This window comes from Ferrovibrio sp. GW821-FHT12B10 (assembly GCF_058807515.1).
The window spans coordinates 220,412-242,346 of the sequence record NZ_JBXAQT010000002.1 but is presented as its reverse complement, the minus strand read 5'-3'; the positions used below and the strand labels follow the sequence as shown (position 1 = coordinate 242,346).

Here is a 21,935-nt window from a genome sequence, read left to right as displayed (position 1 = left end):
AGTATGTTGACGAGGCGGGAGATCATGCTGGCGGGTGGCGCTGCGTTTCTGCTGCCGCGCGTCGCTCTCGCGGCCGGCGATCCGGTGCGGATCACCGCCTCGGTGAAGGCGCAGACCTTGCCGACGGCCGTGGGCCCATCCGATCTCTGGCTCTACAACGAAAAGTTTCCACTGGTTCTGCGTGCCAAGCGCGGCGAGCTGTTCAGGGCTGAGTTTCATAATCAGTTGGCGGAGCACAGCACGATCCACTGGCATGGCGTGCGTGTGCCCTACAAGATGGATGGCGTACCGTATTTCACGCAGGATCCGGTGAAGTCGGGCGAACGCTTCACTTACGAATTCTCGCCGCCCGATCCCGGCACTTTCTTCTTCCACCCCCATTGCAACACGGCCGAGGCGCTGGGCCGTGGCCTGGCTGGCGTGTTGATCGTCGACGATCCGCGCGATCGGGGCCTGTTCGATGTCGAGCATGTGCTGGTGCTCAAGGACTGGCGGGTCAAGCATGACGGCGGCTTTGACGCCTTCACGACCGATGCCGGCGCCGGGCGCGCCGGCAGCTTCGGCGATCTGCGGACCGTGAACGGCGAGGTAACCCCGACCGTCACAGTCAGGCCCGGTGCCCGGGTGCGGTTGCGCATCCTCAATGTGGATCCCACGCGCATCCCACAGCTGTCTCTGCGTGGTGTGGCGTCCGCGCAGGTGATCGCCACCGACGGCAATGCCTGCGAGCAGCCCTTCGCGCTGAATGGCTGGCGGCTCGGCCCGGCGATGCGCGCCGATATTGGCTTCATCGCGCCGGAGAAGCCTGGCGCCGAAATCGTGCTTGAGGATGTGTTCAGCACCCGGCCGCGCCCATTGGCGAAGATCGTCACCGCGGGCGATGCCCTGCGCAGCACCAAGGCCGCCCTGCGGCTGCCGCCGGCTGAATTGCCGCAGCCAGACCTGAAGGCGGCGACCAAGCTGGATGTGCAGCTTCTGGCTGGCCATGCCGATCCCGCCATCGAAGCCTGGGCCAAGCAAACGGGCATGAGCGTCGATGATCTCTGCCTGACCCAGAAGGTCTTCTGGTCGATCAATCGCCAGTCCTGGCCAGGGAGCACGCATGACAAAAAATCGCCGCCGCTGTTCGAGCTGAAAAGCGGCAAGAGCTATGTCGCCGAACTTTTCAATGGCACGCCGCATCAGCATCCCATGCATCTGCATGGTCATACTTTTCGGGTACTCAGTTCATCGGAGCGCGATCTGCCGGCCCATTGGGCCGACACGGTTCTGGTTCGCCCTCAGGAACGCGTCCGCATTGCTTTCGTGGCCGGCGAACCCGGTGACTGGATGTTCCACTGCCATATCATCGAGCACCAGGAGACCGGCATGATGGGTTACTTCCGGGTCACCTGAGCCCGAACATTAAGCCGAATTAATCCAGCGTTCAGGTGCGGTAGAGCCGCGGCTTCCTATGTTGCAGGGGAGAGTTTTCCCCGCTCATAAGGAGCCACCCCATGAAGATCACCCGTATCAAGCGTACAATCGCCGCCGTCCTGCTGGCCAGCACCGTGTTGTCCGGTGGCGGCGGTTATCTCGTCGCCCGCGCCTTTGCTGCCAGCGATGCGCCCATCACCGTAGCCCCGGCCGAGCAGCCGATGGTGAGCGCCGCCCGTCCGGGCTTTGCCGATCTGGTCGAGAAGGTGAAGCCGGCCGTGGTGAATATCGCCACCACGGAAAAGGTCGATACGAAAGCGGCCGGTCGGCAGCAGATGCAGCCCGGCTCGATGGAGGAGTTCTTCCGTCAGTTCATGGAGCAGCAGGGCGGCCAGCGTCGCAAGGGGCCTGCCCATGCGCTGGGCTCGGGTTTCATCATCGATTCGACTGGCTATATCGTCACAAACAACCATGTCATCGAGGACGCCGCCAAGATCGTGGTGACCCTGGAGGACGGCAGCGAGCATCCTGCCGTGGTGAAGGGCCGCGACCCGAAAACCGATGTGGCGCTGCTGAAGATCGAGAGCAAGACGCCGCTGCCCTATGTGGCCTTTGGCGACAGCGACAAGGCGCGCATCGGCGACTGGGTCGTAGCTGTGGGCAATCCCTTTGGCCTGGGCGGCAGCGTCACCGCCGGCATCGTTTCGGCGCGCGGCCGCAACCTGAACAACGGGCCGTACGACAACTTCATCCAGATCGATGCTCCGATCAATCCGGGCAATTCCGGCGGCCCGATCTTCGACGCCACCGGCCGGGTGATCGGCATCTCGACCGCGATCTATTCGCCCAACGGCGGCAGTATCGGGATCGGCTTCGGCGTGCCGGCCAACCTGGCCAGCACCGTGGTCGCCCAGCTGCAGACGAGTGGCAGGGTGGAGCGTGGTTGGCTCGGCGTCAGCATGCAGCCGCTGACCGAAAACCTGGCCAAGGCGGTAGGCCGTAAAGGCACCGAAGGCGTGCTGGTCAGCGAGGTGCAGCCCGATGCCCCGGCGGCCAAGGCCGGCCTGAAGCAGGGCGACGTGGTCACCGCGCTGAACGGCCGGGCCATTCGCGACGCCCGTGACCTCGCCACCCAGGTGGCCGCGATCAAGGCCGGCGACACCGCGAAGCTGACGGTCTGGCGCGACGGCAAGGATAAAACTTTGTCCGTGACGGTCGGCGCCCAGCCGGCCGACCAGACCGCCGCCCTGAATGAGGGCGGCAACGAAGAAGGCAAGGTGGGCCTGAGCCTAGCCCCGCTGACGCCGGAACTGCGCAACCGTCTCGGCATCGAGGCCGGCGCCAAGGGCGTGGTGGTGGCCGAGGTGGCCTCCGATAGCAAGGCCGAGGAGAGTGGCGTGCAGCCGGGTGACATCATTGTCGATGTGGCCGGCCGTAAAGTGGCGACCCCGGCCCAGGCCGTCGAGGCAATCAAGACCGCCCAGCATGACAAGAAGGAGGCGGTGACCCTGCTGGTCATGCGCAACGGCACAACCTATTATCTGGCTCTGCAGCTCGCATAAGGCCCAAGAGCATTTCCTGGGGCCGGAGCGGGATGACCGCTCCGGCTTACACTTTTTGATAGCCATGAAATTCCTGCTCGTCGAAGACAATCCGCAGGTTTCCCAATTCATCCGCAAGGGACTGGCGGAATCGGGCCATACCGTCGACCATGCCGATAATGGTCGCGATGGCCTGTTTCTCGCCAGCAGTGAATCCTACGATGCGATCATCCTCGATCGCATGCTGCCCGGCGGCATTGATGGTTTAGGGATCATCGAGAGTTTGCGGCGCACCGGCAGCACGGTGCCGATCCTGATCCTGAGCGCGCTGGCCGATGTGGATGAGCGTATCCGGGGCCTGAAAGCTGGCGGCGACGATTACCTGACCAAGCCGTTCTCGTTTGGCGAACTGGAGGCGCGGCTGTTTGCCCTGACGCGCCGCTCTCAGGGCGGCAATTCGACCGAGACCGTGCTGACCGCAGGCGATCTCAGCCTTGACCTGCTCAGCCGCAAGGTGACGCGGAGCGGCAAGCCGATCACGCTCAAGCCGCGTGAGTTCAAGCTGCTGGAGTATCTGATTCGTCATGCCGGGCAGGTGGTCACCCGCACCATGCTGCTGGAGAATGTCTGGGATTATCACTTCGATCCCCAAACCAATGTGATCGACGTGCATATCAGCAATCTGCGCCAGAAGATTGATGCCGGTTTCGAGCGGCCACTATTGCACACAGTACGCGGCGCCGGCTACAGGCTGGGTGATGCTTAAGGTCTTCCGCTCGACCTCGCTCCGGCTGGCACTCGTCTTTGCCGCGCTGTTCGTTGTCGCCTCGCTGCTGCTGACCGGGCTGCTTTGGTGGAACACCACCGGATATCTGGACCGTGAATCCGATGCGGTGATCGTGGCCGATACGCGCGCCATCGGTGATCGCCTGCAGGTCTTCGGGCTGCCGGGTGCAGTGCAGCTGATGAACGAGCGTATCGCCGCCGATGCCGATCGCAAGGCGATCTATCTGCTGACCGACCCGCAGTTGCGGCCGCTGGGCGGCAATGTCGGGGCCTGGCCGCTGAAAGTCGGCGCGGCGGCGGGGTGGTACGAGATTGAGCTGGTGCATCGCGACCGCCTGCATGCCACTCGGCTGCTGCATGTGGTGCTGCCGGGGAACTACCAGCTACTGGTCGGCCGCGACGTGCAGGACCGCGTCGATATCCGCAACCTGTTCCTCGGCAGTCTGATCTGGGCCGGTCTGGCGGTCTTCGCTCTGGCTCTGCTGGGCGGCTGGCTGATCCGCCGCACCGTCTTGCGCCGGATCGAAGGTATCAACCGCACGGCCACCGCGATTGTTCAAGGCGATCTCGCGCATCGCATTCCCCAGCGCGACACCGATGACGAGTTCGACCAGCTTACGCTGACTCTGAATCGCATGCTGGACCAGATCCAGCAACTGATCGAGGGCGTGCGCAATGTCTCTAATGCCATTGCCCATGACCTGCGCACGCCGTTGGCCGAGGCGCGCGCCCGGCTGGAAGACTTGCTGCGGCGGCCTGAACGGTCGGAGGCGGTACTGGATGGCATTGCCGCCTCGATTGCCGATATCGATCGGCTGATCGGCGTGTTCAATGCGCTGCTGCGGCTGGCGGAGCTGGACAGCGGCCTGCGGCGCGCCGGCTTCGCGCCGGTCGATGTGCCAACGCTGCTGGAAGATGCTGGCGAGCTGTATGCACCGGCAGCGGAAGCGCGGGGGTTGGCATTTGCTTTCGAGGCTGCGCCCGGCCTGACCGTGACGGGCGACCGGCTGCTGCTGGCCCAGGCGGTGGGCAACCTGCTGGACAATGCCGTCAAATATACGCCGTCCGGCGGCCGTATTCGTCTTGCAGCGCAGCAAGATGCTGATGGCGGTGTTCGCATCGTGGTGTCCGATACCGGACCGGGCATCCCGGCGGCCGATCTCGAGCGGGTGAAACAGCGGTTTTATCGCGGCGATGCCAGCCGGCATGCCGAGGGCGTGGGGCTGGGACTCAGCCTGGTCGACGCCGTGGCCCGCCTGCATGGTGGAGATCTGAGATTGGAAGGAGGCAATCCGGGGCTGCATGCGGTCTTGGCACTGCCGGCCCCGGCTTGATAGACTTCGGCCATGGGACACGATCATCACGGGCACGACCACCATCATCATGACCATGATCACGAGCACGGCACCGTGCTCAGCGATGTCGAGCTGCGGGTGCGCGCGCTGGAAAGCGTGCTGGTCGAGAAGGGCTATGTCGATCCGGCCGCGCTCGACCTGCTGATCGAGACTTACGAGACCAAGGTCGGGCCGCATAACGGTGCGCATGTGGTGGCCAAGGCCTGGAGCGATCCGGCCTATCATGACTGGCTCATGAAAGACGCGAGTGCGGCGATCCAGTCGCTCGGCTATGTCGGCCGACAGGGCGAACATATGATAGCGGTCGAGAACACGCCGAAGACCCATAACATGGTCGTCTGCACGCTCTGCTCCTGCTATCCATGGCCGGTGCTGGGCCTGCCGCCGGTCTGGTATAAGTCAGCACCGTATCGCTCGCGCGCCGTGATAGATCCGCGCGGCGTATTGAAGGATTTCGGCGTCACGCTGCCAGCCGACAAGCAGATCAAGGTCTGGGACTCCACGGCTGAAGTGCGATATCTCGTGCTGCCCGAGCGGCCGAAAGGCACCGAAGGCTGGAGCGAGGAAAAGCTCGCCACGCTGGTCACCCGCGACAGCATGATCGGCACCGGCCTGGCGAAAGAGCCGACAGCATGAACGGCGCGGCTGATATGGGCGGCGTGATGGGTTTTGGCCCGGTGCGCCACGAAGGCGAGCATGAGCCGAAATTCCATGCCGAGTGGGAAAAGCGCGTTCTGGCCCTGACGCTGGCAGTCGGTGCGACCGGGCAGTGGAATATCGACATGTCGCGCTCGGCGCGGGAGAGCCTGCCGCCGCCGGAATACCTGTCCAAGACCTATTACCAGATCTGGCTCGCCGGCATCGAGAAGCTGATGATCGAGCGGGGCATGATCACGGCCGAGGAGATCGAGGCCGGCCGCGTTCTGGCGCCGCCGAAAAAGCTGTCGCGCGTCCTGACTGCGGATATCGTGCCGGCGGTTCTGGCCAAGGGAGGCCCGACCGAACGGCCGAATGACCTGCCGGCCCGTTTCAAGGTCGGTGATCGCGTGCGGGCGAAGAACATGCATCCGGCGGGGCATACGCGGCTGCCGCGGTATGTGCGCGGCCATGTCGGGACTGTTGAATTGCTGCATGGCGTGCATGTCTTCCCCGACAGCAATGCGACCGGCAAAGGCGAGGCGCCGCAGTGGCTCTATACCGTGCGCTTCGCAGCGACCGAACTCTGGGGGCCGCAGGGCGATCCGCATCACTCGGTGTCGGTCGATGCCTGGGACAGTTATCTGGAGCCGGCATGACCACTGCCGGCCTGAAAGAGCTGCTGCCTGATCTGCCCTGTGACGACACGGCCGCGCCTGTGTTCAGTGCGCCTTGGGAGGCGCAGGCTTTCGCCATGGCCGTAGCTCTGCATAAGCAGGGACTGTTCACCTGGCCGGAATGGGCGGCGACTCTGACGGCCGAAATCAAGGCGGCGCAGGCGGCTGGCGATCCCGATACCGGCAGCACCTACTATCGGCACTGGCTGAACGCGCTCGAGCGTCTGGCGGTGGAGAAGGGTGCGGCCACACCGGCAGCGCTGCAGGACAAGGCGGCGGCCTGGGATCGGGCCGCGCGCGCCACGCCGCACGGCCAGCCGATCAGTCTTCCTTAAGCGGCGGTAGCGGCGGCAACGGCCGCTTGGCTATTTCATCGGCATCCTTCGGTGCCATCCCTAAACCGCGCAGGATGGTGGCGGCCGTAAGATTGACATAAGGCTTGCCGGCCTGGCCGCGCAGGATGCTGTGGATGGCGGCGTAATTGGTGCCGGTGATCATATCCATGGCGGCTTCCTTGCTGGCGACATGGAAGCGCTTCTGTTTGATGCCTCGCTGCAGGTCAGCATAGATATAGGGGCGGATCTGCGCGTCCCAGGCCGGTGAGGCCACGGCAACGACCATCATGAAGCTGGCCAGTTCAGGTTGTTCAATGGCCAGCATCATGTAGTGCTTGCCGCCGATGGCCATGCGCTCGGCCGCATCGGCGATCTGGCGCGAGCTGGTGTCGATTCGCTCACAATACTCAATGCCGATCGCCACCGCGGCGGCTTCCATGATCTCTTCCTTGGTCTGGAAGTAGTTGTAGAAGGTGCCATTGGCGACCCCGGCGGCCTCGGCGATCTGCTGGATGCTGGCGGCCTCTATGCCTTTGGCGGCAAACACTTTTACCGCCGCCTGTGTGAGCAGGCGCCGGGTGCGTTCGCGCTTGGGCAGGGCGGCGGGTTTGCGCGCCGGAGGTTTTCGTGTTGACAAACTGAGATCATCCTCATAATTGAGGCAACTCTCATAAATGAGGTTTGCCTCATTAATGATACGGAATATTCCAGCGAGGGCAACCGCGTCATGACTGAAGATTCCCCGCGCCGCAAGGTCATCGTCATCGGGGCCACCGGCAACCTTGGCCGCCGGCTGGTCGCCCGCGGTCTGGCCTGTGGGCATGAGGTCACCGCCTTCGTGCGCAGCGCCGACCGTTTTGCCGCACACTGGGGCGGCGCGCCGCCTGCCGGGGTGCGGATCGCGGAGGGTGACGTGCGGGATTCCGCTGTGCTGGGTGCGGCGATGGCTGGCCAGGACGCGCTGGTCAACGCCGCTGGCCATGCCACGGAAGGACAGGATTTTGTCACGCTGTTTGACACGGTCGTCAGCGCGGCCGACCGATATCTGCCGCCATCGGCGCGACTGTGGATGGTGGCCGGCGCCGCCGTGCTGACGGTGCCGCATACCAGCCGTCTGGGCGTCGACCTGCCGGGCGTGCCGGCCATCTACAAGACCCATGAAACCAACTGGCGCCGCCTGCAGGCGGCGAAACATGACTGGGCGCTGATATGCCCCGGTCCGATGGTCGCTGCCGCTGATGGCCAGCCGCGCGGCGATCTGCGTACCACCACCGATATCTCGCCGCTTGATATCGGCGCCTGGGCGGGCTGGGTCCCGTCGATTGCGCTGTCTTTGGCGATGAAGCGCGGGCTGCCCGGACTGATCGTCAGCTACGAGGATGTCGCCGATATCATGATGACCCATCTTGCGCCCGGCGATCACTTCAGCCGCCACCGGGTCGGCGTGGCACTGCCGCGCAACGAACGCGGCCGCAAGTCGGGCTGGACGCCCGGCCAGCGCGGTCCCAACAGCTAGTCCTATAAGAACCGGCAGAGAGACCATGCGTAAAATCTTCAAGATTGCCGTCGGAACCATCGGTGGCCTGGCCGTGCTGGCCGGTGCGGCCGCGCTCTATGCTCAGCTCGGCAGCGAGCGGCGGATGAACCGGATCGTCGCAATCAAGCCGTCGCCTGTGGCCATCCCTACCGATGCGGCAGCGTTGGCCCGCGGCAAGTATCTCTATGACTCACGCGGCTGTACCGATTGCCATGGCACTGATGGCGCTGGCCGCACCTTCATCGACGATGGCGCGCTGGTGGTGCGCGGGCCCAACCTGACCGCTGGCAAGGCGGGCATCGCAGCCGGCTACAGTGATCTCGACTGGGTACGCAGCATCCGTCATGGCGTCGGGCCGCAGGGCAAGCCGCTGCTGATCATGCCGAGCGAAGACTATGCGCGGCTGAGCGACGAAGACCTCGGGTCGATGATCGCCTATATCCGCAGCCTGCCGGCGGTCGATGGCGTGGAGCGCGAGATTCGACTGCCGCTGCCGGTACGCTTTGCCTATGCCGTTGGCATCGTGCGGGATGCAGCCGAGAAGATCGATCACAGCCGGCCGCCGACAATTCCGGATGCTGGCATCATTGCGCAGGGCGCCTATGTGGCGGCGATGTGCATGGGCTGCCATGGCGAGAGCTTCACCGGCGGCAAGATTCCGGGAGGTCCGCCGGACTGGCCACCGGCGGCCAACCTGACGGCTGTTCGTGGCGGCGCAATGCAGAACTACAAGAGCACGGCCATGTTCGCCGCCATGCTGCGCAGCGGCCTGCGCCCCGACGGCACGGCGATCAAGGTGATGCCATTCGACTCCCTCAAGGAACTGAACGACGACGAGATCGCCGCGATGTATGCCTATTTCGCGAGTCTACCTGCAGCCGGCAAATAGTCAGAGGGTTGCGGGCAGCGGCACGCCCAGTTTCTCGGCCCAGGGCTTCAGGCCGGGCATGATCTCTGGATGCAGGGTCACGCCCTCAGCCTGCTGCTGACGGCGCAGCTTCAGCCCGCGTTCACCTGGCATGCGTACCGGCGGGTTGCCGGGCTTCACCGGCGCCGAGCGACAGGCTTCGGCCAGCCAGCCGGTTTCGGTGGTGAAGGCGTCCAGCCCGCCGAAGGCTGCGGGATCGATCACCTGCACGAAAACGCGCGCGCCCCACTGCTTGGAGCCGATGGCGCGACCGGAGCCGGCCAGCGAACTGGTCAGCATCTCGACCAGCAGGCCGAGCGCAAAGCCCTTGTGGCCGAGGTCGATGCCGCCCAGCGGCAGCACCGCGCCCGGCGGCGTGGTCGTGAAGCTCTTGGGGTCATCGGTGGCATTACCCTGGTTGTCGATCAGCCAGGGGCCGCCGAGCCTGCCGCCCGTACGGTTGAGCCGCGCCACCATGCCGTTCGTCGTGGTGGAGGCGCTGACATCGAAGATCACCGGATCGCTGTCCTTCACCGGCCAGCCGCCGGCGATCGGATTGGGTGTGTAGCGTCCGGCGATGGCGCCGAAGGGCGCAACCGAGCCGCTGGCGGGGTCTGAGCTTGCCAGCAGCAATGCCATGCCCTGCTCAATGGCGCGCAGCGGATAGGCGGCCAGGCAGGCGATGTGATGGGAATGGTTGATCACCACCGTGCCGGTGCCATAGGTCTTCGCGCGGGCGATTGCGGCATCGACCGCTTTCAGCACCAGCCAGGGGCCTGGCAGGTAGCGGCCATCCCAGGTGAGCGTCGCCGGTCGTTCGGCGATCACGCCGGGCTCGCCGGTTCTGGTCATGCGGCCAGCCTCGATCTCGCCCAGATACTGCCCCAGGAGCTGCAGGCCATGGGTGCTGTGGCCCATCAGGTCACCCTCGACCAGGATCTGCGCCGTGGTGGCGGCCTTGTCGGCGTCGAGGCCAGCCTTGCCGAGCAGGCTGGTGGCAAAGGCGATGAGGGCGGCAGCGGAATGACGGTCTGTCACAGGACGTTTCCTTGATATTTTTTTGCGTAAAAGAAAACGGCGCGCTGTTGAGGCGCGCCGTTTGTAAAGGAGAAAGGCGATCAGCCGAGTGCGTTCTGCACGGCGCGCTTGGCGACCACACCAACCAGATGGGCGCGGTATTCGCCGCTGCCATGAATGTCGCTGTTCATCGTCTTGGGATCGGTCTTGATGCCCTTCAGCGCATCGGGGGAGAAGGACTTGGAGAGCGCGGCCTCCATCTCCTTGTGGCGGAAGACGCAGGGGCCGGCGCCAGTGACGGCGACACGGATGCCATTCGCCGTCTCGGCCACGAAGACGCCGACCATGGCATAGCGCGAGGCAGGATTGCGGAACTTCTCGTAGCCAGCGCGTTTGGCCGTGGGGAATTCGATCTTGGTGATGATCTCGCCATCTTCCAGCGCGGTCTCGAACAGGCCGGTGAAGAAGTCATCGGCGGCGATCTTGCGCTTGGAGGTATGAACGGTCGCGCCCAGTGCCACCAACGCCGCCGGATAATCAGCCGCCGGGTCGTTGTTGGCGACCGAGCCGCCAATGGTGCCCATGTTGCGCACGGCGGGATCGCCGATCAGGCCCGCAAGATGGGCCAGGGCCGGAATGGCCTTCTTCACCTCGGCCGAACTGGCCACCGCGCCATGTTTGGTAACGGCGCCGATGGTGACCGTGTTGCCTGAAACAGACAGCCCCTTCAATTCGGCGATGCCGGTCAGGTCGACCAGATCGGACGGCTGTGCCAGACGGTTCTTCAGGGTCGGCAGCAGGGTCTGGCCGCCGGCCAGCAGTTTGCCGTCGTCGGCACCGCCAAGCAGCTTGGCGGCATCGGCCAGCGAGGTCGGACGGTGGTAGTTGAACGCATACATGGTGGCTTCTCCGTTTGAACTTTTATTCCGCCGCTGCGGCGAGGTTGTTGCTCTGAATCACCCGCCACACCTTCTGCGGGGTTGCCGGCATGTCAATCTTCTCGGTGCCGAGCGCGTCGGTGATGGCATTCATCAGTGCGGCAGGTGCAGCAATTGCGCCAGCCTCGCCACAGCCCTTCACACCCAGCGGATTATGCGGGCAGGGCGTCTGGATCATGCCGACTTTGTAGGAGGGCAGGTCATCGGCGCGCGGCATGCAGTAATCGTTGAACGAGGCGGTGAGCAACTGGCCGCTTTTGGGATCATAGACCACGCCCTCCAGCAAGGCCTGGCCCACACCCTGGGCGATGCCGCCATGCACCTGACCCTCGACGATCATCGGATTGATGACATTGCCGAAGTCATCGACAGCCGACCAGTTCACCAGCGTGGTGACGCCGGTGTCGCTGTCGATTTCCACTTCGGCGATATGCACGCCAGCAGGGAAGGTGAAGTTTGCCGGGTCGTAGAAGGCGCTGGCCTCCAGACCCGGCTCCAGATCGGCAGGGTAGTTATGCGGCACATAGGCAGTGAAAGCCACCTGCGCCATCGGCACCTGCTTGTCGGTGCCTTTGACGGTGAAGTTGCCGTTCTCGAAGACGACATCGTCGGCCGAGGCTTCCATCAGATGGGCGGCGATCTTCTTGCCCTTCTCGATGATCTTGTCGGTGGCACGCACGATGGCGGAGCCGCCGACGGCGAGCGAGCGCGAGCCATAGGTGCCCATGCCCATCGGCACCAGCGCGGTGTCGCCATGCACGACTTCGATGCTCTCCAGCGGCACGCCGAGCTTGTCCGACACCACTTGGGCAAAGGTGGTTTCATGGCCCTGGCCATGGCTGTGCGAGCCGGTATAGACGAAGACGGTGCCGGTGGCGTTGAATCGGATCTGGGCCGACTCCCAGAGGCCGACGCCGGCGCCAAGCGAGCCGACCACGGCCGACGGCGCGATGCCGCAGGCCTCGATATAAGCGCAGAGGCCGATGCCGCGCAGCTTGCCTTTACGGGCGCTCTCGGCCTTGCGTTTGGCGAAGCCGGCATAGTCGGCAAGCTTCATTGCCTCATCCAGCGCCTTGGCATACTGGCCGCTGTCATAGACGCAGGCGACGGGTGTCTGATAAGGGAAGGCATCGACCGGCACGAAGTTGCGCTTGCGGATTTCGGCCGGATCGAGCTTCAGCTCGCGTGCGGCAGCCTCGACCAGACGTTCGACCACATAGGTGGCTTCCGGGCGACCGGCGCCGCGATAGGCGTCGACCGGCGTGGTGTTGGTGAAGACGGCTTTCACCTCGGCATAGACCGCCGGCGTGGTGTACTGCCCGGCCAGCAGCAGGGCATAGAGATAGGTCGGCACGGCTGACGCGAAAGTGGACAGGTACGCGCCCATATTCGCCATGGTGGCGACACGCAATCCTAAGAACTTGCCGTCCTTGTCCATTGCCAGTTCGGCATGGGTGACATGGTCGCGGCCATGGGCATCGGTGAGGAAGGCCTCGGTGCGGTCCGAGGTCCATTTCACCGGTTTCTTCAGCTTGCGGGCCGCCCAGACACAGACGGTTTCTTCGGCATAGTTGAAAATCTTGGAACCGAAGCCTCCGCCGACATCAGGGGCGATCACGCGCACCTTGTTTTCTGGCAGGCCTAGCACGAAGGCGCAGAGGATCAGCCGGATGACATGCGGATTCTGTGAGGTCGTGTAGACCGTCGTGGTGTCGGTGCCAGGGTCGTACTCACCGATGGCGCTGCGTGGCTCCATCGGATTGGGCGAGAGGCGGTTGTTGATCAGTTCCAGTTTGGTGACATGCGCGGCTTTGGCGAATGCCTGCTCGGTGCTGGCCTTGTCGCCGAATTCCCAGTCGTAGCAGAGATTGCCTGGCGCATCGGCATGGACCTGCGGCGCGCCTGTCTTCAACGCGCTCACCACATCGACGACCGGCGTCAGCACGTCGTAATCCACCTCGATCATCTCGGCGGCGTCGCGGGCCTGGGCATAGGTTCTGGCGATAACCACCGCGACCTGGTCGCCGACATGGCGGACATGCTCTATGGCGATGATGTCGTGGCGCGGCGCCTTGTGCGGCTCGCCCTTTTTATCTTTGACGGTCCATCCGCAGATCAGGCCGCCGATCTTGTCGGCCGCCACATCCTTGCCGGTATAGACAGCGACGACACCGGGCATGGCCCGCGCGGTCGCCGTGTCGATCGATTTTATTTTCGCGAAAGCGTGCGGCGAGCGCAGGAAGGACGCATACAACTGACCAGGGCGATTGATGTCATCGGTATAGTGGCCCTGACCCGTAATGAAGCGGAAATCTTCCTTGCGACGGACTGATTGACCAATGCCCTGGTTCGTCATGATGCTTACCCTCGCATTGCTTGAGCCCCGGCCATCACGGCCTTGACGATGTTGTGGTAGCCGGTGCAGCGGCAGAGATTGCCTTCCAGCTCGTGGCGCACCGTTTCTTCGCTCGGAGTCGGATTGCGCTTCACCAGATCGATGGCACTCATGATCATGCCTGGCGTGCAGAATCCGCACTGCAGGGCGTGATGCTCGCGGAAGGCTTCCTGCATCGGATGCAGCTTGCCGTCCTGCGCCAGCCCTTCGATCGTGGTAACTTTGGCATTCTGCGCCTGCGCCGCCAGGATGGTGCAGGACTTCACGCTGTTGCCGTCGATATGGACGACGCAGGCGCCGCACTGGCTGGTATCGCAGCCGACATGCGTGCCGGTCAGTTCAAGATGTTCGCGCAGGAACTGCACTAGCAGGGTGCGGGGTTCAACGTCGCGTGTCACCGGCTGGCCGTTGACGGTGATCGTCACGGAGATGGTCATGGATTTCCTCCCATGGAGCGCGGAGAAGTGTTGGGGCATATCGCGCGCTACACCCTGTAACTTTGGGCGCAACGCGCAAGGGGCGTCAAGTTGCAAAAGCGGATTGAATCAGTTGCGCAGTGCCAATGCCGTTGCGGCACATACAACGACGATCAGGCCGCCGATCCACAGCCAGCTTGGTATCCCGCCGGTTACCGGCTTGCCAGTTTGCGATGCAGCAGGTGCAGCAATGGGCGCGGCCGCGGCAAGATCCTGGGCTGCCTGCGCAGTTGCGGCGGCACCTGGGGCGGCCACGATCTGATTGAACTTGGCGAAGAACTCATCAGCCATTTTGGCGGCCACGCCATCGATCAGGCGGGCACCGATCTGGGCGAGCTTGCCGCCGACCTGTGCGTTGACGTTGTATGTCAGCCGGGTGACACCGGGGTCGGCATCGGTGAGCTCAATCTTGGCGCTGCCCTTGCCGAAGCCGGCGGCCACGCCGCCCTGGGCCTCGCCGCTGAGCGTGCAGCTGTTGGGCGGATTGAGATCGTTCAGCGATACCTTGCCCTTGAAGCGGGCCTTCACCGGTCCCACCTTGACCTGGACGCTAGCCTCAAACTCGGTCTCCGAGGTCTTGGTGACGGTTTCGCAGCCGGTGATGCACTGGCGCAGGACTTCGGGGTCGTAAAGGGCGTCCCATACGGTCTGGCGGGGGGCGGGTATCAGCTGTTCGCCGGTCAGGTCCATGGCAAAAACTCCAAAGCACAACAGGAATTGAGTGGGGAAATCGATTCACGTCCTGTTAAGATTAGCCCCCTAGCTTGGGCATAACTAGGTTCAGGTCTGTTTGAGGTAAAGGGGTACACATGGTCCCCGCGACACGGTCCGGTATTGACGTCAGTTTCTGGCTCCTCGAAAGGGCGGCATCGGAACGGATCGCCATGTCTTTGCCCAAGCTTCGCTGGCTGCTCTACCTCGCACAGGCCCATTACGCGATTGCCCGCGAGGGTGCCAAGCTGATGCCCGCGACCTTCCTGGTCGGCGACGACGGCCCGGTGGAGCCTACGCTGGACCTGGTCTTCCAGGCCGGCATCGAGAACCCCTGGACCCCCAATCTGAGTGAAACTTCGGAAGCCTTCCTGGATGCCTTCTGGAAACGCTTCGGCATCCTGCCCGCGGTTGCGCTGCACAAACTTGTGATCGGCGATCCCGCCTGGCGCAAGGCGCAGGAGAACGGCCCCGGCAGCGAAATCGCGGTCGAGAATCACCGCAGTGCGGTGAAGACCTCCACGCCCCGCATCAACGCGCCCGGCCTGGCTCCGGCCGGCGGCGGACGTCGCGAACGTCCGGTCGAACTGCCCCCCTTCGAAGAGGCCGTCCAGGCCAAGATTGCCGAGCATGCTTTCGGTAGCTTGCCGCAACATCCGCTGTCCAAGGCGATGCGCGGTCAGCCGGTCAAGGGGCCGGCTCCCGGGCAGGGCGGCCGCACCGCCTCGGTCGCCGAAGCCGCCAATCACCTGCGCGCCGCACCGCCGGACAGCCAGGAAGTTCGCTTCACCGCCGACGGTCGTTCCGTCACCCGCTGGCGTCCGAAACGCCGCGTCGAAGGCCCCACGATCTGACCCTTCGTGAGACCTTCGTAGAGGGTGCTAACCCTCCGCAAGCCTTGTTAGAATCGTTTTGGCAGCGCCCGTAAAAGGTGTTACGCTTTGGGGCGTAGTGGGGCTAATGAAGGGTCAAAAGAGTGGATCAAGGGGGCTTCGGCGACGCCGAAATCGTCAAGATTTCCGGCAAGGTCAAGTGGTTCAACGCCGTCAAGGGATTTGGTTTCGTCAGTCCTGACGACAATTCCGGCGATGTGTTTCTGCATCTCTCCTGCCTGCGGCAGGCCGGTTACGAAAGCATTGAAGAAGGCTCCACCTTGCTGCTTGAGGTCGCAAAGCGACCCAAGGGTATGCAGGCAGTCCGCGTGCTTTCGGTCGATACCAGCACAGCCGCGCCTTCGGGCGGCGGCGGTGGCGCTTTTGGCGACCGCGGTCCGCGTCCGCCGCGCCCATCACGTTTTGGCGGCGATGACCGTGGCTTCGGAGGCGGTGATCGTTTCGGTGATCGAGGCGGCCCCCGTGGTGGTTTTGGTGCTGATCGGGGCGGTCCGCGTTTCCCCTCGGTGACGGCCCAGGGCGACTTCTTCGAGGCCAAGGTGAAGTGGTTCAATGCCGTGAAGGGCTATGGCTTTGTCTCGCGTGGCGAGGGCGACCAGGACATCTTCGTGCATATGGAAGTGCTGCGCCGCGAAGGTATCAATGAATTGCAGCCGGGCCAGTCGGTCCGTGTGCGCGTCGGCCAGGGCCCCAAGGGTCCGCAGGTCGCCGAAATCCGTATGGACTGAGACAGGCTGCAACCTGTCGTCTGAACGCCGGCGCAGTCATCTGCGCCGGCGTTTTTCGTTCAAGGCCGGGTATAGGGCGGCAACGGCCGCAGCCGTGCAGACTTTGAAGTTTCCTGCGGCGGCCGGTCGTTTTCATCGTCCGGATAGAAATTCAGGATCAGCAGTTTGTCGACGGCCCGGCCATCGCCGGCCAGCGGGAAATAAACACGTTCGCTGTCGATGAAATCGCGATCTTCATAGGGCATGGGAAAGCGGTCATAGACCGGCCTTCCCGTTTTCACCACGGCGGTCATGTTGGCGCGAATGCGCTCGGCAAAGGCTGGAGCGACCGCGTCTTCCAGATATTTTCCACTGATCTCGCGGCCGGCTGCCGTGGTCTGCAGGGTGCCTATCAGGCGGTAGCGAAACCGCAGCACGCCATCTTCGCCACGCTCGACATCGACAAGGTTGACGAAGGGCAGAATAGAGCGCAGCGCCACCGGATCGATATGCTGTCGTCCAGGCAGAAGGCCGGGCGGTGCGACCGTATTCAGATAATCGCGCATCCAAGAAAACCGTGGATGCAGATCGGCGTAATTCGGGTTCCGCATGCACTGCTCCTCCCACGCCTTTTGCGGAACAGTAGCATGTGGATGATGGGGGCGCGATCACATTGGCGAGCATCCGCCCATTAGGACAGGGTACGGATTAACGCAATTCCACTGCATAATCCGCGACGGGCAGCGCCTTTGGGATCAGGCCCTGCTTAACCATGTAATCGGCAAATCGGCTGTACCGGCGGCCATCCAGCGCGCGCGGCGCCTGCGCAAAACGGGGCAGGGTGGCGGCCCAGGCGCGACGGTTCAGTTCGTCGTCCAGCGTCTTGTTCTCCTTGATGAAAGCCTGCCAGCTTTTCTCCGGCTCGTTGTGCAGATAGGCGACCGATTCCTCGAGTGCATCGAGCAGGCGGTTCAGGCGATCATCTTTCAGCTTATCTTTATGCGCGACCAAGATGAGTTCGTCATAGAGCGGCACGCCGTAATCTTCGGGATAGAAAGCGCGGCCAGGTTTGCCGGCGATGTCCATCTGGTTCAGTTCGAAATTGCGGAAGGCACCGATGGTCGCATCGACTTTGCCGGCGAAGATAGATGGCGAGAGTGCGAAGTTCACATTCACCAGCGTCACATCGGTCAACTTGAGACCGTATTGTTCCAGCATGCTTTTCAGCAGCGCATCCTCGAAGCCACCGACCGAATAGCCGATCTTCTTGCCCTTGAGGTCGGCCACCGATTTGATCGGCCCGTCGCGCAGCACCACCAGGGAATTCAGTGGCGTCGCCACCACGGTGCCGATGCGGCGCAACGGCAGGCCCTGTGCCACCTGCACATGCAGCTGCGGCTGATATGAGATCGCGACATCGGCCTTGCCGGCGGCGACCAGCTTCGGCGGATCATTGGGATCGGCGGGTGCGATCAGATCAACCAGCAGTTCATGGCGATCAAAAATGCCGGTGTGCTTGGCGACCACCAGTGGCGCGTGATCGGGGTTGACGAACCAGTCTAGCAGGACGGTGAGCTTGTCATGGGCGGAGGCCATGCCAGGCAGCAGGGCTGCAGTAAAAGCAATGGCGGCTAGGTAACGACGGGTCATCGGGAGACTCCTTCAGCAACAGGCTGGGCATGGCTGTCGGCCTGCCAGGGCAGCAAGCGACGGGTGAGGTAGTCGATGGCGGCATAGAGCGCCACCGCGCAAAGCGCGAGCAGGATCAGGGCCGCAAACATCAGGTCGGTCTGGACACGGGCATTGGACTGCAGCATCAGGAACCCCAGCCCCGCGCTGGCCCCGACCCATTCGCCGATCACCGCGCCGATCGGCGCCACGGCTGCAGCGATCTTCAAGCCACTGGCAAAGGCCGGTAATGCGGCCATCAGGCGAATGTGCAGCAGGATGCGATGACGATGCTGCGGCGCGTCGCCGGTCATGACCCGCGCCAGGTCGAGCCAGCCGGCATCGGTGCGGCGCAGGCCGTCGTAGAGCGCCGCCGAGACCGGGAAGAAGATGATCAGCATGGCCATCACGATCTTGGACGCCATGCCGTAGCCGAACCAGAGTACCAGCAGGGGCGCCAGCGCGAAGACAGGCACGGCCTGACTGGCAACGATCAGCGGCAGCAGCCAGCGCCGCGCCGTTGCCGAAGCCAGAAGGCCAAGCGCCGCGCTCGCGCCGAGCAGGGCGCCGAACAGCAGTCCGAGCAGCATCTCGGCCAGCGTGACGAACGCTTCGCTGAACAACACATCGGCGCGTTGCACGAAGGCCTGCGCCACCTTGTGCGGCGGCGGCAGGATGTAGGGTGGCAGGTCGAACAGCCAGACCACGGTCTGCCAGAGCAGGACCAGACCGAGCAGCGTGAGTAACGGACGCAGCCAGGCCATCATGCGTTGGCCTCCAGCATGGCCTGCACGGCGCGAAGGGCCGGCAGCAGGGCCTGTGACAGCGGATCGCGCGGCTTCGGCTGCGGCAGCTCGATCACCGGCTGCAGGCGCGCAGGTTGGCCGCCCAGAAGGTAGATACGGTCGGCCATGCGGCAGGCCTCGGCCGGGTCATGGGTCACCAGCAGGACGGCGCGACCGGCCAGTTCCTTGCTCGCCAGGGTCTGCATCGCAGCGCGTGTGATGCTGTCGAGGCCGGAGAAAGGTTCGTCCATCAGTACCAACGGGCGGTCTTCCATCAGCGTGCGGGCAAGTGCCGCGCGCTGGCGCATGCCGCCGGATAGTTTTGCTGGCAGGGCATCGCCCCAGTCGGCCAAGCCCAACCGCTGCAGCAGGTCGTCGGCGCGGGCATGATCGGGGGCTTCGCCGCGCAGGCGCATGCCCAGCAGGGCATTCTCGCGGATACTGGCCCAGGGCAGCAGCAGGTCCTGCTGCGCCATCCAGGCGACCTGGCCGGCCAGTGATGCCGACATGCCAGGCAGCAGGCCGGCGATCATTTTCAGCAGGGTGCTTTTGCCGCAGCCGCTGCGGCCCAGGATGGCGACAGTCTCGCCCGCGGCAATATCGAGCGCAAACGGTGCCAGCACCGTGTGGGCGCCATAGGCAAAGCCGCTGCCGGCCAGATGCAGGGCAGGCAGAGCGGTGGCGGCATGAAGGGTGGTCTGCAGTGTCACGGCCGCTGATCCCTACGCCGGTATCAACCGGATCAGGTTCGAGGGGTCGTCCGGCTCACCCGGACCTCTCAGCCGCCCATCGGCTCCCCCTCAGAGGCAAGGCCGCATTATAGGCTCCGGGGGCGTCTTGTTAAGCCCTGCCGGGCCGCTAGATTCCATCCATGCCCAGGGTGCCGCTTTTCATCGGAAACGAGATCTATCGCTTGTCCACGCTGGGTGGGAAACACCCGCTGTCAATCCCGCGCGTGTCCACGGTCATGGACCTGGTGCAGGCCCTGGGCTGGCTGCAGCCCGGGCAGTATCGCGAAAGCCGGCCGGCCACGCCCGAGGAGCTCGTGCGGTTTCATCGCGCGGATTACATCGCCGCGGTGCAGAAAGCCGAGTGCACGCTGGAGATCAGCGCCGAAGAGTCCGAGCGCTACAATCTGGGGCGCGGCGGAAATCCGATCTACGGCACCATGTTCCGTCGCCCGGCTACCGGTGTCGGCGGCAGCCTGATCGCCGCGCGTCATCTGCTGGCGCATGAAGGCATCATCTACAGTCCCGGCGGCGGCACGCATCATGGTCGGCCGGCGCAGGCCTCAGGCTTCTGCTACTTCAACGATCCGGTGCTCGGCATCCTGACGCTGCTCGATGGCGGGCTGTCGCGCGTGGCCTATGTCGATCTCGATGTACATCACGGCGACGGCGTGGCCGATGCCTTCGCCGATGATCCGCGCGTGCTGGTGCTGTCGGTACACGAGGCGGGACGCTGGCCACGATCAGGTGGTCTGGACGAGGAGGGGGCGGGCAACCTGTTCAACCTGCCGGTTCCGCCCGGCATGCAGGATGACGAGATGGCGGCGCTGATGAATGAAGCGATCGGTCCGCTCGTGGAGAACTTCAGGCCGGAGGCGCTGGTGATCCAGTGCGGCGCGGATGCTCTGGCCGATGACCCGCTCGGTAAACAGGATTTGTCCAACGGTGCCTTGTGGCAGGCTGTCGCAGCCTTGAAAGGCGTGGCACCGCGCCTGTTGGCGCTGGGCGGTGGCGGGTATAATCCCTGGTCGGTGGCGCGTTGCTGGGCCGGAGTCTGGGCCCAGCTGAGCGCGGCGGAAATCCCGGACCGGCTGCCGCCGGCGGCGGAAAGCCTGCTGCGGGAGCTGAACTGGAACCGCTCGGCAGGCCGTAATCCGCCGGAGCACTGGTTTACCACGCTGGCCGATGTCCCGCGGCATGGTGCGGTGCGTGAAGATGTCCGGCTTTTGGTGCGTCGCGTGCAGGAAAGGATGAGGGCGTGAAACTTAAGTCGGTGCTCGGCGGTTTATTCGCCATGGTTCTGCTTGCAAGTCCCCTTCCGGCATCGGCGCAGCCGCAGCCGACCTTGCCCCAGAGCGACCTTGTGATCCGCACCGAAAAAGGGCCGCAGAAATTCAAGGTCGAGCTGGCCGATAACGACCTGAGCCGGTCACGCGGCATGATGTTCCGCACCACCATGGCGCCGGACGCCGGCATGCTGTTTGATTTCAAGCAGGAGCAGATGGCCTCCTTCTGGATGCGCAATACGCTCATCCCGCTCGACATGCTGTTCATCAAGGCCGACGGCACCATCCTGAATATCCATCAGCGCGCCATCCCCCGGGATGAGACCGGAATCAATTCCAATGGCCCGGTCCGGGCAGTACTGGAACTGAACGGCGGAACCGCGTCGCGGCTGGGGATCAAGGCCGGCGACAAGGTCGAACACGGGATTTTTGGCGCTTCGCCAAGACGTTAACTGCCAAATCAACCTCTCCGGAGGGGCTGGTCGGCTCCCCCAGCTTCATGCTAAAAGGCGCTCACTTTTCCGCCATTTCGGGCGGGGTGTAGCTCAGTCTGGTAGAGCGCTTGCTTTGGGAGCAAGAAGTCGCTGGTTCGAATCCAGTCACCCCGACCATAATGGTCAGACGAAATCACGAGGACGGCCCATGACGACCAAGGCCCGGATTTACCAGCCCACCAAGACCGCGATGCAGTCCGGGAAGGCTCGGACCCGCCAGTGGGTGCTGGAATACGATACCGCCGACAGCCGCTTTGTGGAGCCGCTGATGGGCTGGACGGGCGCCGCAGGCACGCTGGGCCAGCTGACACTGCGGTTTGACACCAAGGAAGAGGCGGTCGCCTATGCCGACAAGCGCGGCATTCCCTACGAGATTGAAGAGCCGCAGGCGCGCAAAATGAACCGCCGCGCCTATGCCGACAACTTCGCGTTTACCAGAATTCGCTAAGACCGATCCGGCGGGGTGCCCAAGCGGCCGGCCTCGCCGGCCGTTTTTCGTTTTGGGCCGCAATGATCACGGGTGCCCTTAGCTCAGTTGGATAGAGCAGCCGCCTTCTAAGCGGCAGGTCGGTGGTTCGAATCCACCAGGGCACGCCATTTTCCCATCATTATCACGGCATTGGGCGCTCCGGCGCATTGCCCGGCCC

24 protein-coding genes, 2 tRNA genes and 1 riboswitch are annotated in these 21,935 nt (G+C 64.0%); of the genes, 16 read left to right on the top strand and 10 right to left on the bottom strand.

Features of this window, described 5'->3' with window-relative positions; genetic code table 11:
• Nucleotides 1–3 precede the first annotated feature (3 nt).
• From AC1RRT_RS18890 to AC1RRT_RS18860, 7 genes are all read left to right on the top strand, one after another.
• Nucleotides 4–1,395, top strand: coding sequence for a multicopper oxidase family protein (locus tag AC1RRT_RS18890; protein ID WP_493015435.1), 1,392 nt, complete (start codon nucleotides 4–6; stop codon nucleotides 1,393–1,395).
• 101 nt (nucleotides 1,396–1,496) lie between these two features.
• Nucleotides 1,497–2,978, top strand: a complete 1,482-nt coding sequence (locus AC1RRT_RS18885; RefSeq protein ID WP_493015434.1) for a DegQ family serine endoprotease — start codon at nucleotides 1,497–1,499, stop codon at nucleotides 2,976–2,978.
• Between the two features lie 64 nt (nucleotides 2,979–3,042).
• Nucleotides 3,043–3,723: a response regulator transcription factor gene (locus tag AC1RRT_RS18880; RefSeq protein WP_493015433.1), complete on the top strand. Its 681-nt coding sequence runs from the start codon at nucleotides 3,043–3,045 to the stop codon at nucleotides 3,721–3,723.
• Nucleotides 3,716–5,077, top strand: coding sequence for a sensor histidine kinase (locus AC1RRT_RS18875; protein WP_493015432.1), 1,362 nt, complete (start codon nucleotides 3,716–3,718; stop codon nucleotides 5,075–5,077). Before AC1RRT_RS18880 ends, AC1RRT_RS18875 begins: the two co-directional genes overlap by 8 nt.
• 12 nt (nucleotides 5,078–5,089) lie before the next feature.
• Nucleotides 5,090–5,734 carry a nitrile hydratase subunit alpha gene (gene nthA / locus AC1RRT_RS18870; RefSeq protein ID WP_493015431.1) on the top strand — a complete coding sequence of 215 codons (645 nt, stop codon included), beginning with the start codon at nucleotides 5,090–5,092 and terminating at the stop codon, nucleotides 5,732–5,734.
• Nucleotides 5,731–6,393 carry a nitrile hydratase subunit beta gene (gene nthB / locus AC1RRT_RS18865; RefSeq protein ID WP_493015430.1) on the top strand — a complete coding sequence of 221 codons (663 nt, stop codon included), beginning with the start codon at nucleotides 5,731–5,733 and terminating at the stop codon, nucleotides 6,391–6,393. Before nthA ends, nthB begins: the two co-directional genes overlap by 4 nt.
• A complete protein-coding gene (locus AC1RRT_RS18860; RefSeq protein ID WP_493015429.1) occupies nucleotides 6,390–6,746 on the top strand; it encodes a nitrile hydratase accessory protein in 357 nt (118 codons plus the stop codon). The genes nthB and AC1RRT_RS18860 overlap by 4 nt, the downstream gene beginning before the upstream one ends.
• On the opposite strand, the gene AC1RRT_RS18855 is transcribed toward AC1RRT_RS18860, so the two are convergent.
• Nucleotides 6,733–7,383: a TetR/AcrR family transcriptional regulator gene (locus tag AC1RRT_RS18855; RefSeq protein WP_493015428.1), complete on the bottom strand. Its 651-nt coding sequence runs from the start codon at nucleotides 7,381–7,383 to the stop codon at nucleotides 6,733–6,735. The genes AC1RRT_RS18860 and AC1RRT_RS18855 overlap by 14 nt on opposite strands.
• 90 nt (nucleotides 7,384–7,473) lie before the next feature.
• Between AC1RRT_RS18855 and AC1RRT_RS18850 the strand changes: the two genes are divergently transcribed.
• Together AC1RRT_RS18850 and AC1RRT_RS18845 are read left to right on the top strand one after the other, a co-directional pair.
• Complete coding sequence (locus tag AC1RRT_RS18850; RefSeq protein WP_493015427.1) at nucleotides 7,474–8,262, top strand: NAD(P)-dependent oxidoreductase; 789 nt, start codon at nucleotides 7,474–7,476, stop codon at nucleotides 8,260–8,262.
• Between the two features lie 25 nt (nucleotides 8,263–8,287).
• On the top strand, nucleotides 8,288–9,172 hold the full coding sequence (locus tag AC1RRT_RS18845) for a c-type cytochrome (RefSeq protein ID WP_493015426.1): 885 nt from the start codon (nucleotides 8,288–8,290) through the stop codon (nucleotides 9,170–9,172).
• Here AC1RRT_RS18845 and AC1RRT_RS18840 read toward each other — a convergent pair whose 3' ends face one another.
• The 5 genes from AC1RRT_RS18840 to AC1RRT_RS18820 form a co-directional block, all read right to left on the bottom strand.
• Nucleotides 9,173–10,228 carry an Ldh family oxidoreductase gene (locus tag AC1RRT_RS18840; RefSeq protein ID WP_493015425.1) on the bottom strand — a complete coding sequence of 352 codons (1,056 nt, stop codon included), beginning with the start codon at nucleotides 10,226–10,228 and terminating at the stop codon, nucleotides 9,173–9,175.
• A gap of 80 nt (nucleotides 10,229–10,308) precedes the next feature.
• Nucleotides 10,309–11,106: an FAD binding domain-containing protein gene (locus AC1RRT_RS18835; protein WP_493015424.1), complete on the bottom strand. Its 798-nt coding sequence runs from the start codon at nucleotides 11,104–11,106 to the stop codon at nucleotides 10,309–10,311.
• A gap of 22 nt (nucleotides 11,107–11,128) precedes the next feature.
• Nucleotides 11,129–13,501 carry a xanthine dehydrogenase family protein molybdopterin-binding subunit gene (locus AC1RRT_RS18830; RefSeq protein WP_493015423.1) on the bottom strand — a complete coding sequence of 791 codons (2,373 nt, stop codon included), beginning with the start codon at nucleotides 13,499–13,501 and terminating at the stop codon, nucleotides 11,129–11,131.
• A gap of 5 nt (nucleotides 13,502–13,506) precedes the next feature.
• On the bottom strand, nucleotides 13,507–13,977 hold the full coding sequence (locus AC1RRT_RS18825; protein ID WP_493015422.1) for a (2Fe-2S)-binding protein: 471 nt from the start codon (nucleotides 13,975–13,977) through the stop codon (nucleotides 13,507–13,509).
• Between the two features lie 108 nt (nucleotides 13,978–14,085).
• Nucleotides 14,086–14,706: an SRPBCC family protein gene (locus tag AC1RRT_RS18820; RefSeq protein WP_493015421.1), complete on the bottom strand. Its 621-nt coding sequence runs from the start codon at nucleotides 14,704–14,706 to the stop codon at nucleotides 14,086–14,088.
• A gap of 194 nt (nucleotides 14,707–14,900) precedes the next feature.
• Here AC1RRT_RS18820 and AC1RRT_RS18815 point away from each other — a divergent pair, with 194 nt between their 5' ends.
• Entirely contained in the window at nucleotides 14,901–15,581 is a 681-nt protein-coding gene (locus AC1RRT_RS18815) for a hypothetical protein (RefSeq protein ID WP_493015420.1), read from the top strand.
• Nucleotides 15,582–15,703: 122 nt separating this feature from the next.
• On the top strand, nucleotides 15,704–16,348 hold the full coding sequence (locus tag AC1RRT_RS18810) for a cold-shock protein (protein ID WP_493015419.1): 645 nt from the start codon (nucleotides 15,704–15,706) through the stop codon (nucleotides 16,346–16,348).
• Nucleotides 16,349–16,407: 59 nt separating this feature from the next.
• On the opposite strand, the gene AC1RRT_RS18805 is transcribed toward AC1RRT_RS18810, so the two are convergent.
• The 4 genes from AC1RRT_RS18805 to AC1RRT_RS18790 all read right to left on the bottom strand — a co-directional run bounded on the left by AC1RRT_RS18805 (nucleotide 16,408) and on the right by AC1RRT_RS18790 (nucleotide 19,490).
• On the bottom strand, nucleotides 16,408–16,893 hold the full coding sequence (locus AC1RRT_RS18805) for a PAS domain-containing protein (protein ID WP_493015418.1): 486 nt from the start codon (nucleotides 16,891–16,893) through the stop codon (nucleotides 16,408–16,410).
• Between the two features lie 142 nt (nucleotides 16,894–17,035).
• Nucleotides 17,036–17,977, bottom strand: coding sequence for an ABC transporter substrate-binding protein (locus AC1RRT_RS18800; protein WP_493015417.1), 942 nt, complete (start codon nucleotides 17,975–17,977; stop codon nucleotides 17,036–17,038).
• Entirely contained in the window at nucleotides 17,974–18,762 is a 789-nt protein-coding gene (locus AC1RRT_RS18795; RefSeq protein ID WP_493015416.1) for an ABC transporter permease, read from the bottom strand. The genes AC1RRT_RS18800 and AC1RRT_RS18795 overlap by 4 nt, the downstream gene beginning before the upstream one ends.
• On the bottom strand, nucleotides 18,759–19,490 hold the full coding sequence (locus AC1RRT_RS18790; protein WP_493015415.1) for an ABC transporter ATP-binding protein: 732 nt from the start codon (nucleotides 19,488–19,490) through the stop codon (nucleotides 18,759–18,761). The genes AC1RRT_RS18795 and AC1RRT_RS18790 overlap by 4 nt, the downstream gene beginning before the upstream one ends.
• Nucleotides 19,483–19,590, bottom strand: a riboswitch (TPP riboswitch). It overlaps the preceding gene by 8 nt.
• A 61-nt stretch (nucleotides 19,591–19,651) precedes the next feature.
• Between AC1RRT_RS18790 and AC1RRT_RS18785 the strand changes: the two genes are divergently transcribed.
• The 5 genes from AC1RRT_RS18785 (at nucleotide 19,652) to AC1RRT_RS18765 (ending at nucleotide 21,885) form a co-directional block, all read left to right on the top strand.
• The gene (locus AC1RRT_RS18785; protein ID WP_493015414.1) at nucleotides 19,652–20,770 is read left to right on the top strand and encodes an acetoin utilization protein AcuC; all 1,119 of its coding nucleotides are present in this window, start codon (nucleotides 19,652–19,654) and stop codon (nucleotides 20,768–20,770) included.
• Entirely contained in the window at nucleotides 20,767–21,246 is a 480-nt protein-coding gene (locus AC1RRT_RS18780; RefSeq protein ID WP_493015413.1) for a DUF192 domain-containing protein, read from the top strand. The genes AC1RRT_RS18785 and AC1RRT_RS18780 overlap by 4 nt, the downstream gene beginning before the upstream one ends.
• A gap of 82 nt (nucleotides 21,247–21,328) precedes the next feature.
• Nucleotides 21,329–21,405 (top strand) — tRNA-Pro (locus tag AC1RRT_RS18775).
• Nucleotides 21,406–21,436: 31 nt separating this feature from the next.
• On the top strand, nucleotides 21,437–21,736 hold the full coding sequence (locus AC1RRT_RS18770; protein ID WP_493015412.1) for an ETC complex I subunit: 300 nt from the start codon (nucleotides 21,437–21,439) through the stop codon (nucleotides 21,734–21,736).
• 72 nt (nucleotides 21,737–21,808) lie between these two features.
• Nucleotides 21,809–21,885: transfer RNA gene (locus AC1RRT_RS18765), tRNA-Arg, on the top strand.
• Nucleotides 21,886–21,935: the final 50 nt, after the last annotated feature.

Bases quoted from the DNA above. Each gene is read 5' to 3' on its own strand.
- AC1RRT_RS18850 (WP_493015427.1), top strand. From the start codon at position 7,474: ATGACTGAAGATTCCCCGCGCCGCAAGGTCATCGTCATCGGGGCCACC.
- AC1RRT_RS18805 (WP_493015418.1), bottom strand. From the start codon at position 16,893: ATGCGCGATTATCTGAATACGGTCGCACCGCCCGGCCTTCTGCCTGGA.
- AC1RRT_RS18830 (WP_493015423.1), bottom strand. From the start codon at position 13,501: ATGACGAACCAGGGCATTGGTCAATCAGTCCGTCGCAAGGAAGATTTC.
- AC1RRT_RS18885 (WP_493015434.1), top strand. From the start codon at position 1,497: ATGAAGATCACCCGTATCAAGCGTACAATCGCCGCCGTCCTGCTGGCC.
- AC1RRT_RS18875 (WP_493015432.1), top strand. From the start codon at position 3,716: ATGCTTAAGGTCTTCCGCTCGACCTCGCTCCGGCTGGCACTCGTCTTT.
- AC1RRT_RS18890 (WP_493015435.1), top strand. From the start codon at position 4: ATGTTGACGAGGCGGGAGATCATGCTGGCGGGTGGCGCTGCGTTTCTG.
- AC1RRT_RS18880 (WP_493015433.1), top strand. From the start codon at position 3,043: ATGAAATTCCTGCTCGTCGAAGACAATCCGCAGGTTTCCCAATTCATC.
- AC1RRT_RS18860 (WP_493015429.1), top strand. From the start codon at position 6,390: ATGACCACTGCCGGCCTGAAAGAGCTGCTGCCTGATCTGCCCTGTGAC.
- nthB (WP_493015430.1), top strand. From the start codon at position 5,731: ATGAACGGCGCGGCTGATATGGGCGGCGTGATGGGTTTTGGCCCGGTG.
- AC1RRT_RS18785 (WP_493015414.1), top strand. From the start codon at position 19,652: ATGCCCAGGGTGCCGCTTTTCATCGGAAACGAGATCTATCGCTTGTCC.
- AC1RRT_RS18800 (WP_493015417.1), bottom strand. From the start codon at position 17,977: ATGACCCGTCGTTACCTAGCCGCCATTGCTTTTACTGCAGCCCTGCTG.
- AC1RRT_RS18795 (WP_493015416.1), bottom strand. From the start codon at position 18,762: ATGATGGCCTGGCTGCGTCCGTTACTCACGCTGCTCGGTCTGGTCCTG.
- AC1RRT_RS18770 (WP_493015412.1), top strand. From the start codon at position 21,437: ATGACGACCAAGGCCCGGATTTACCAGCCCACCAAGACCGCGATGCAG.
- AC1RRT_RS18820 (WP_493015421.1), bottom strand. From the start codon at position 14,706: ATGGACCTGACCGGCGAACAGCTGATACCCGCCCCCCGCCAGACCGTA.
- AC1RRT_RS18825 (WP_493015422.1), bottom strand. From the start codon at position 13,977: ATGACCATCTCCGTGACGATCACCGTCAACGGCCAGCCGGTGACACGC.
- AC1RRT_RS18815 (WP_493015420.1), top strand. From the start codon at position 14,901: ATGTCTTTGCCCAAGCTTCGCTGGCTGCTCTACCTCGCACAGGCCCAT.
- AC1RRT_RS18845 (WP_493015426.1), top strand. From the start codon at position 8,288: ATGCGTAAAATCTTCAAGATTGCCGTCGGAACCATCGGTGGCCTGGCC.
- AC1RRT_RS18835 (WP_493015424.1), bottom strand. From the start codon at position 11,106: ATGTATGCGTTCAACTACCACCGTCCGACCTCGCTGGCCGATGCCGCC.
- nthA (WP_493015431.1), top strand. From the start codon at position 5,090: ATGGGACACGATCATCACGGGCACGACCACCATCATCATGACCATGAT.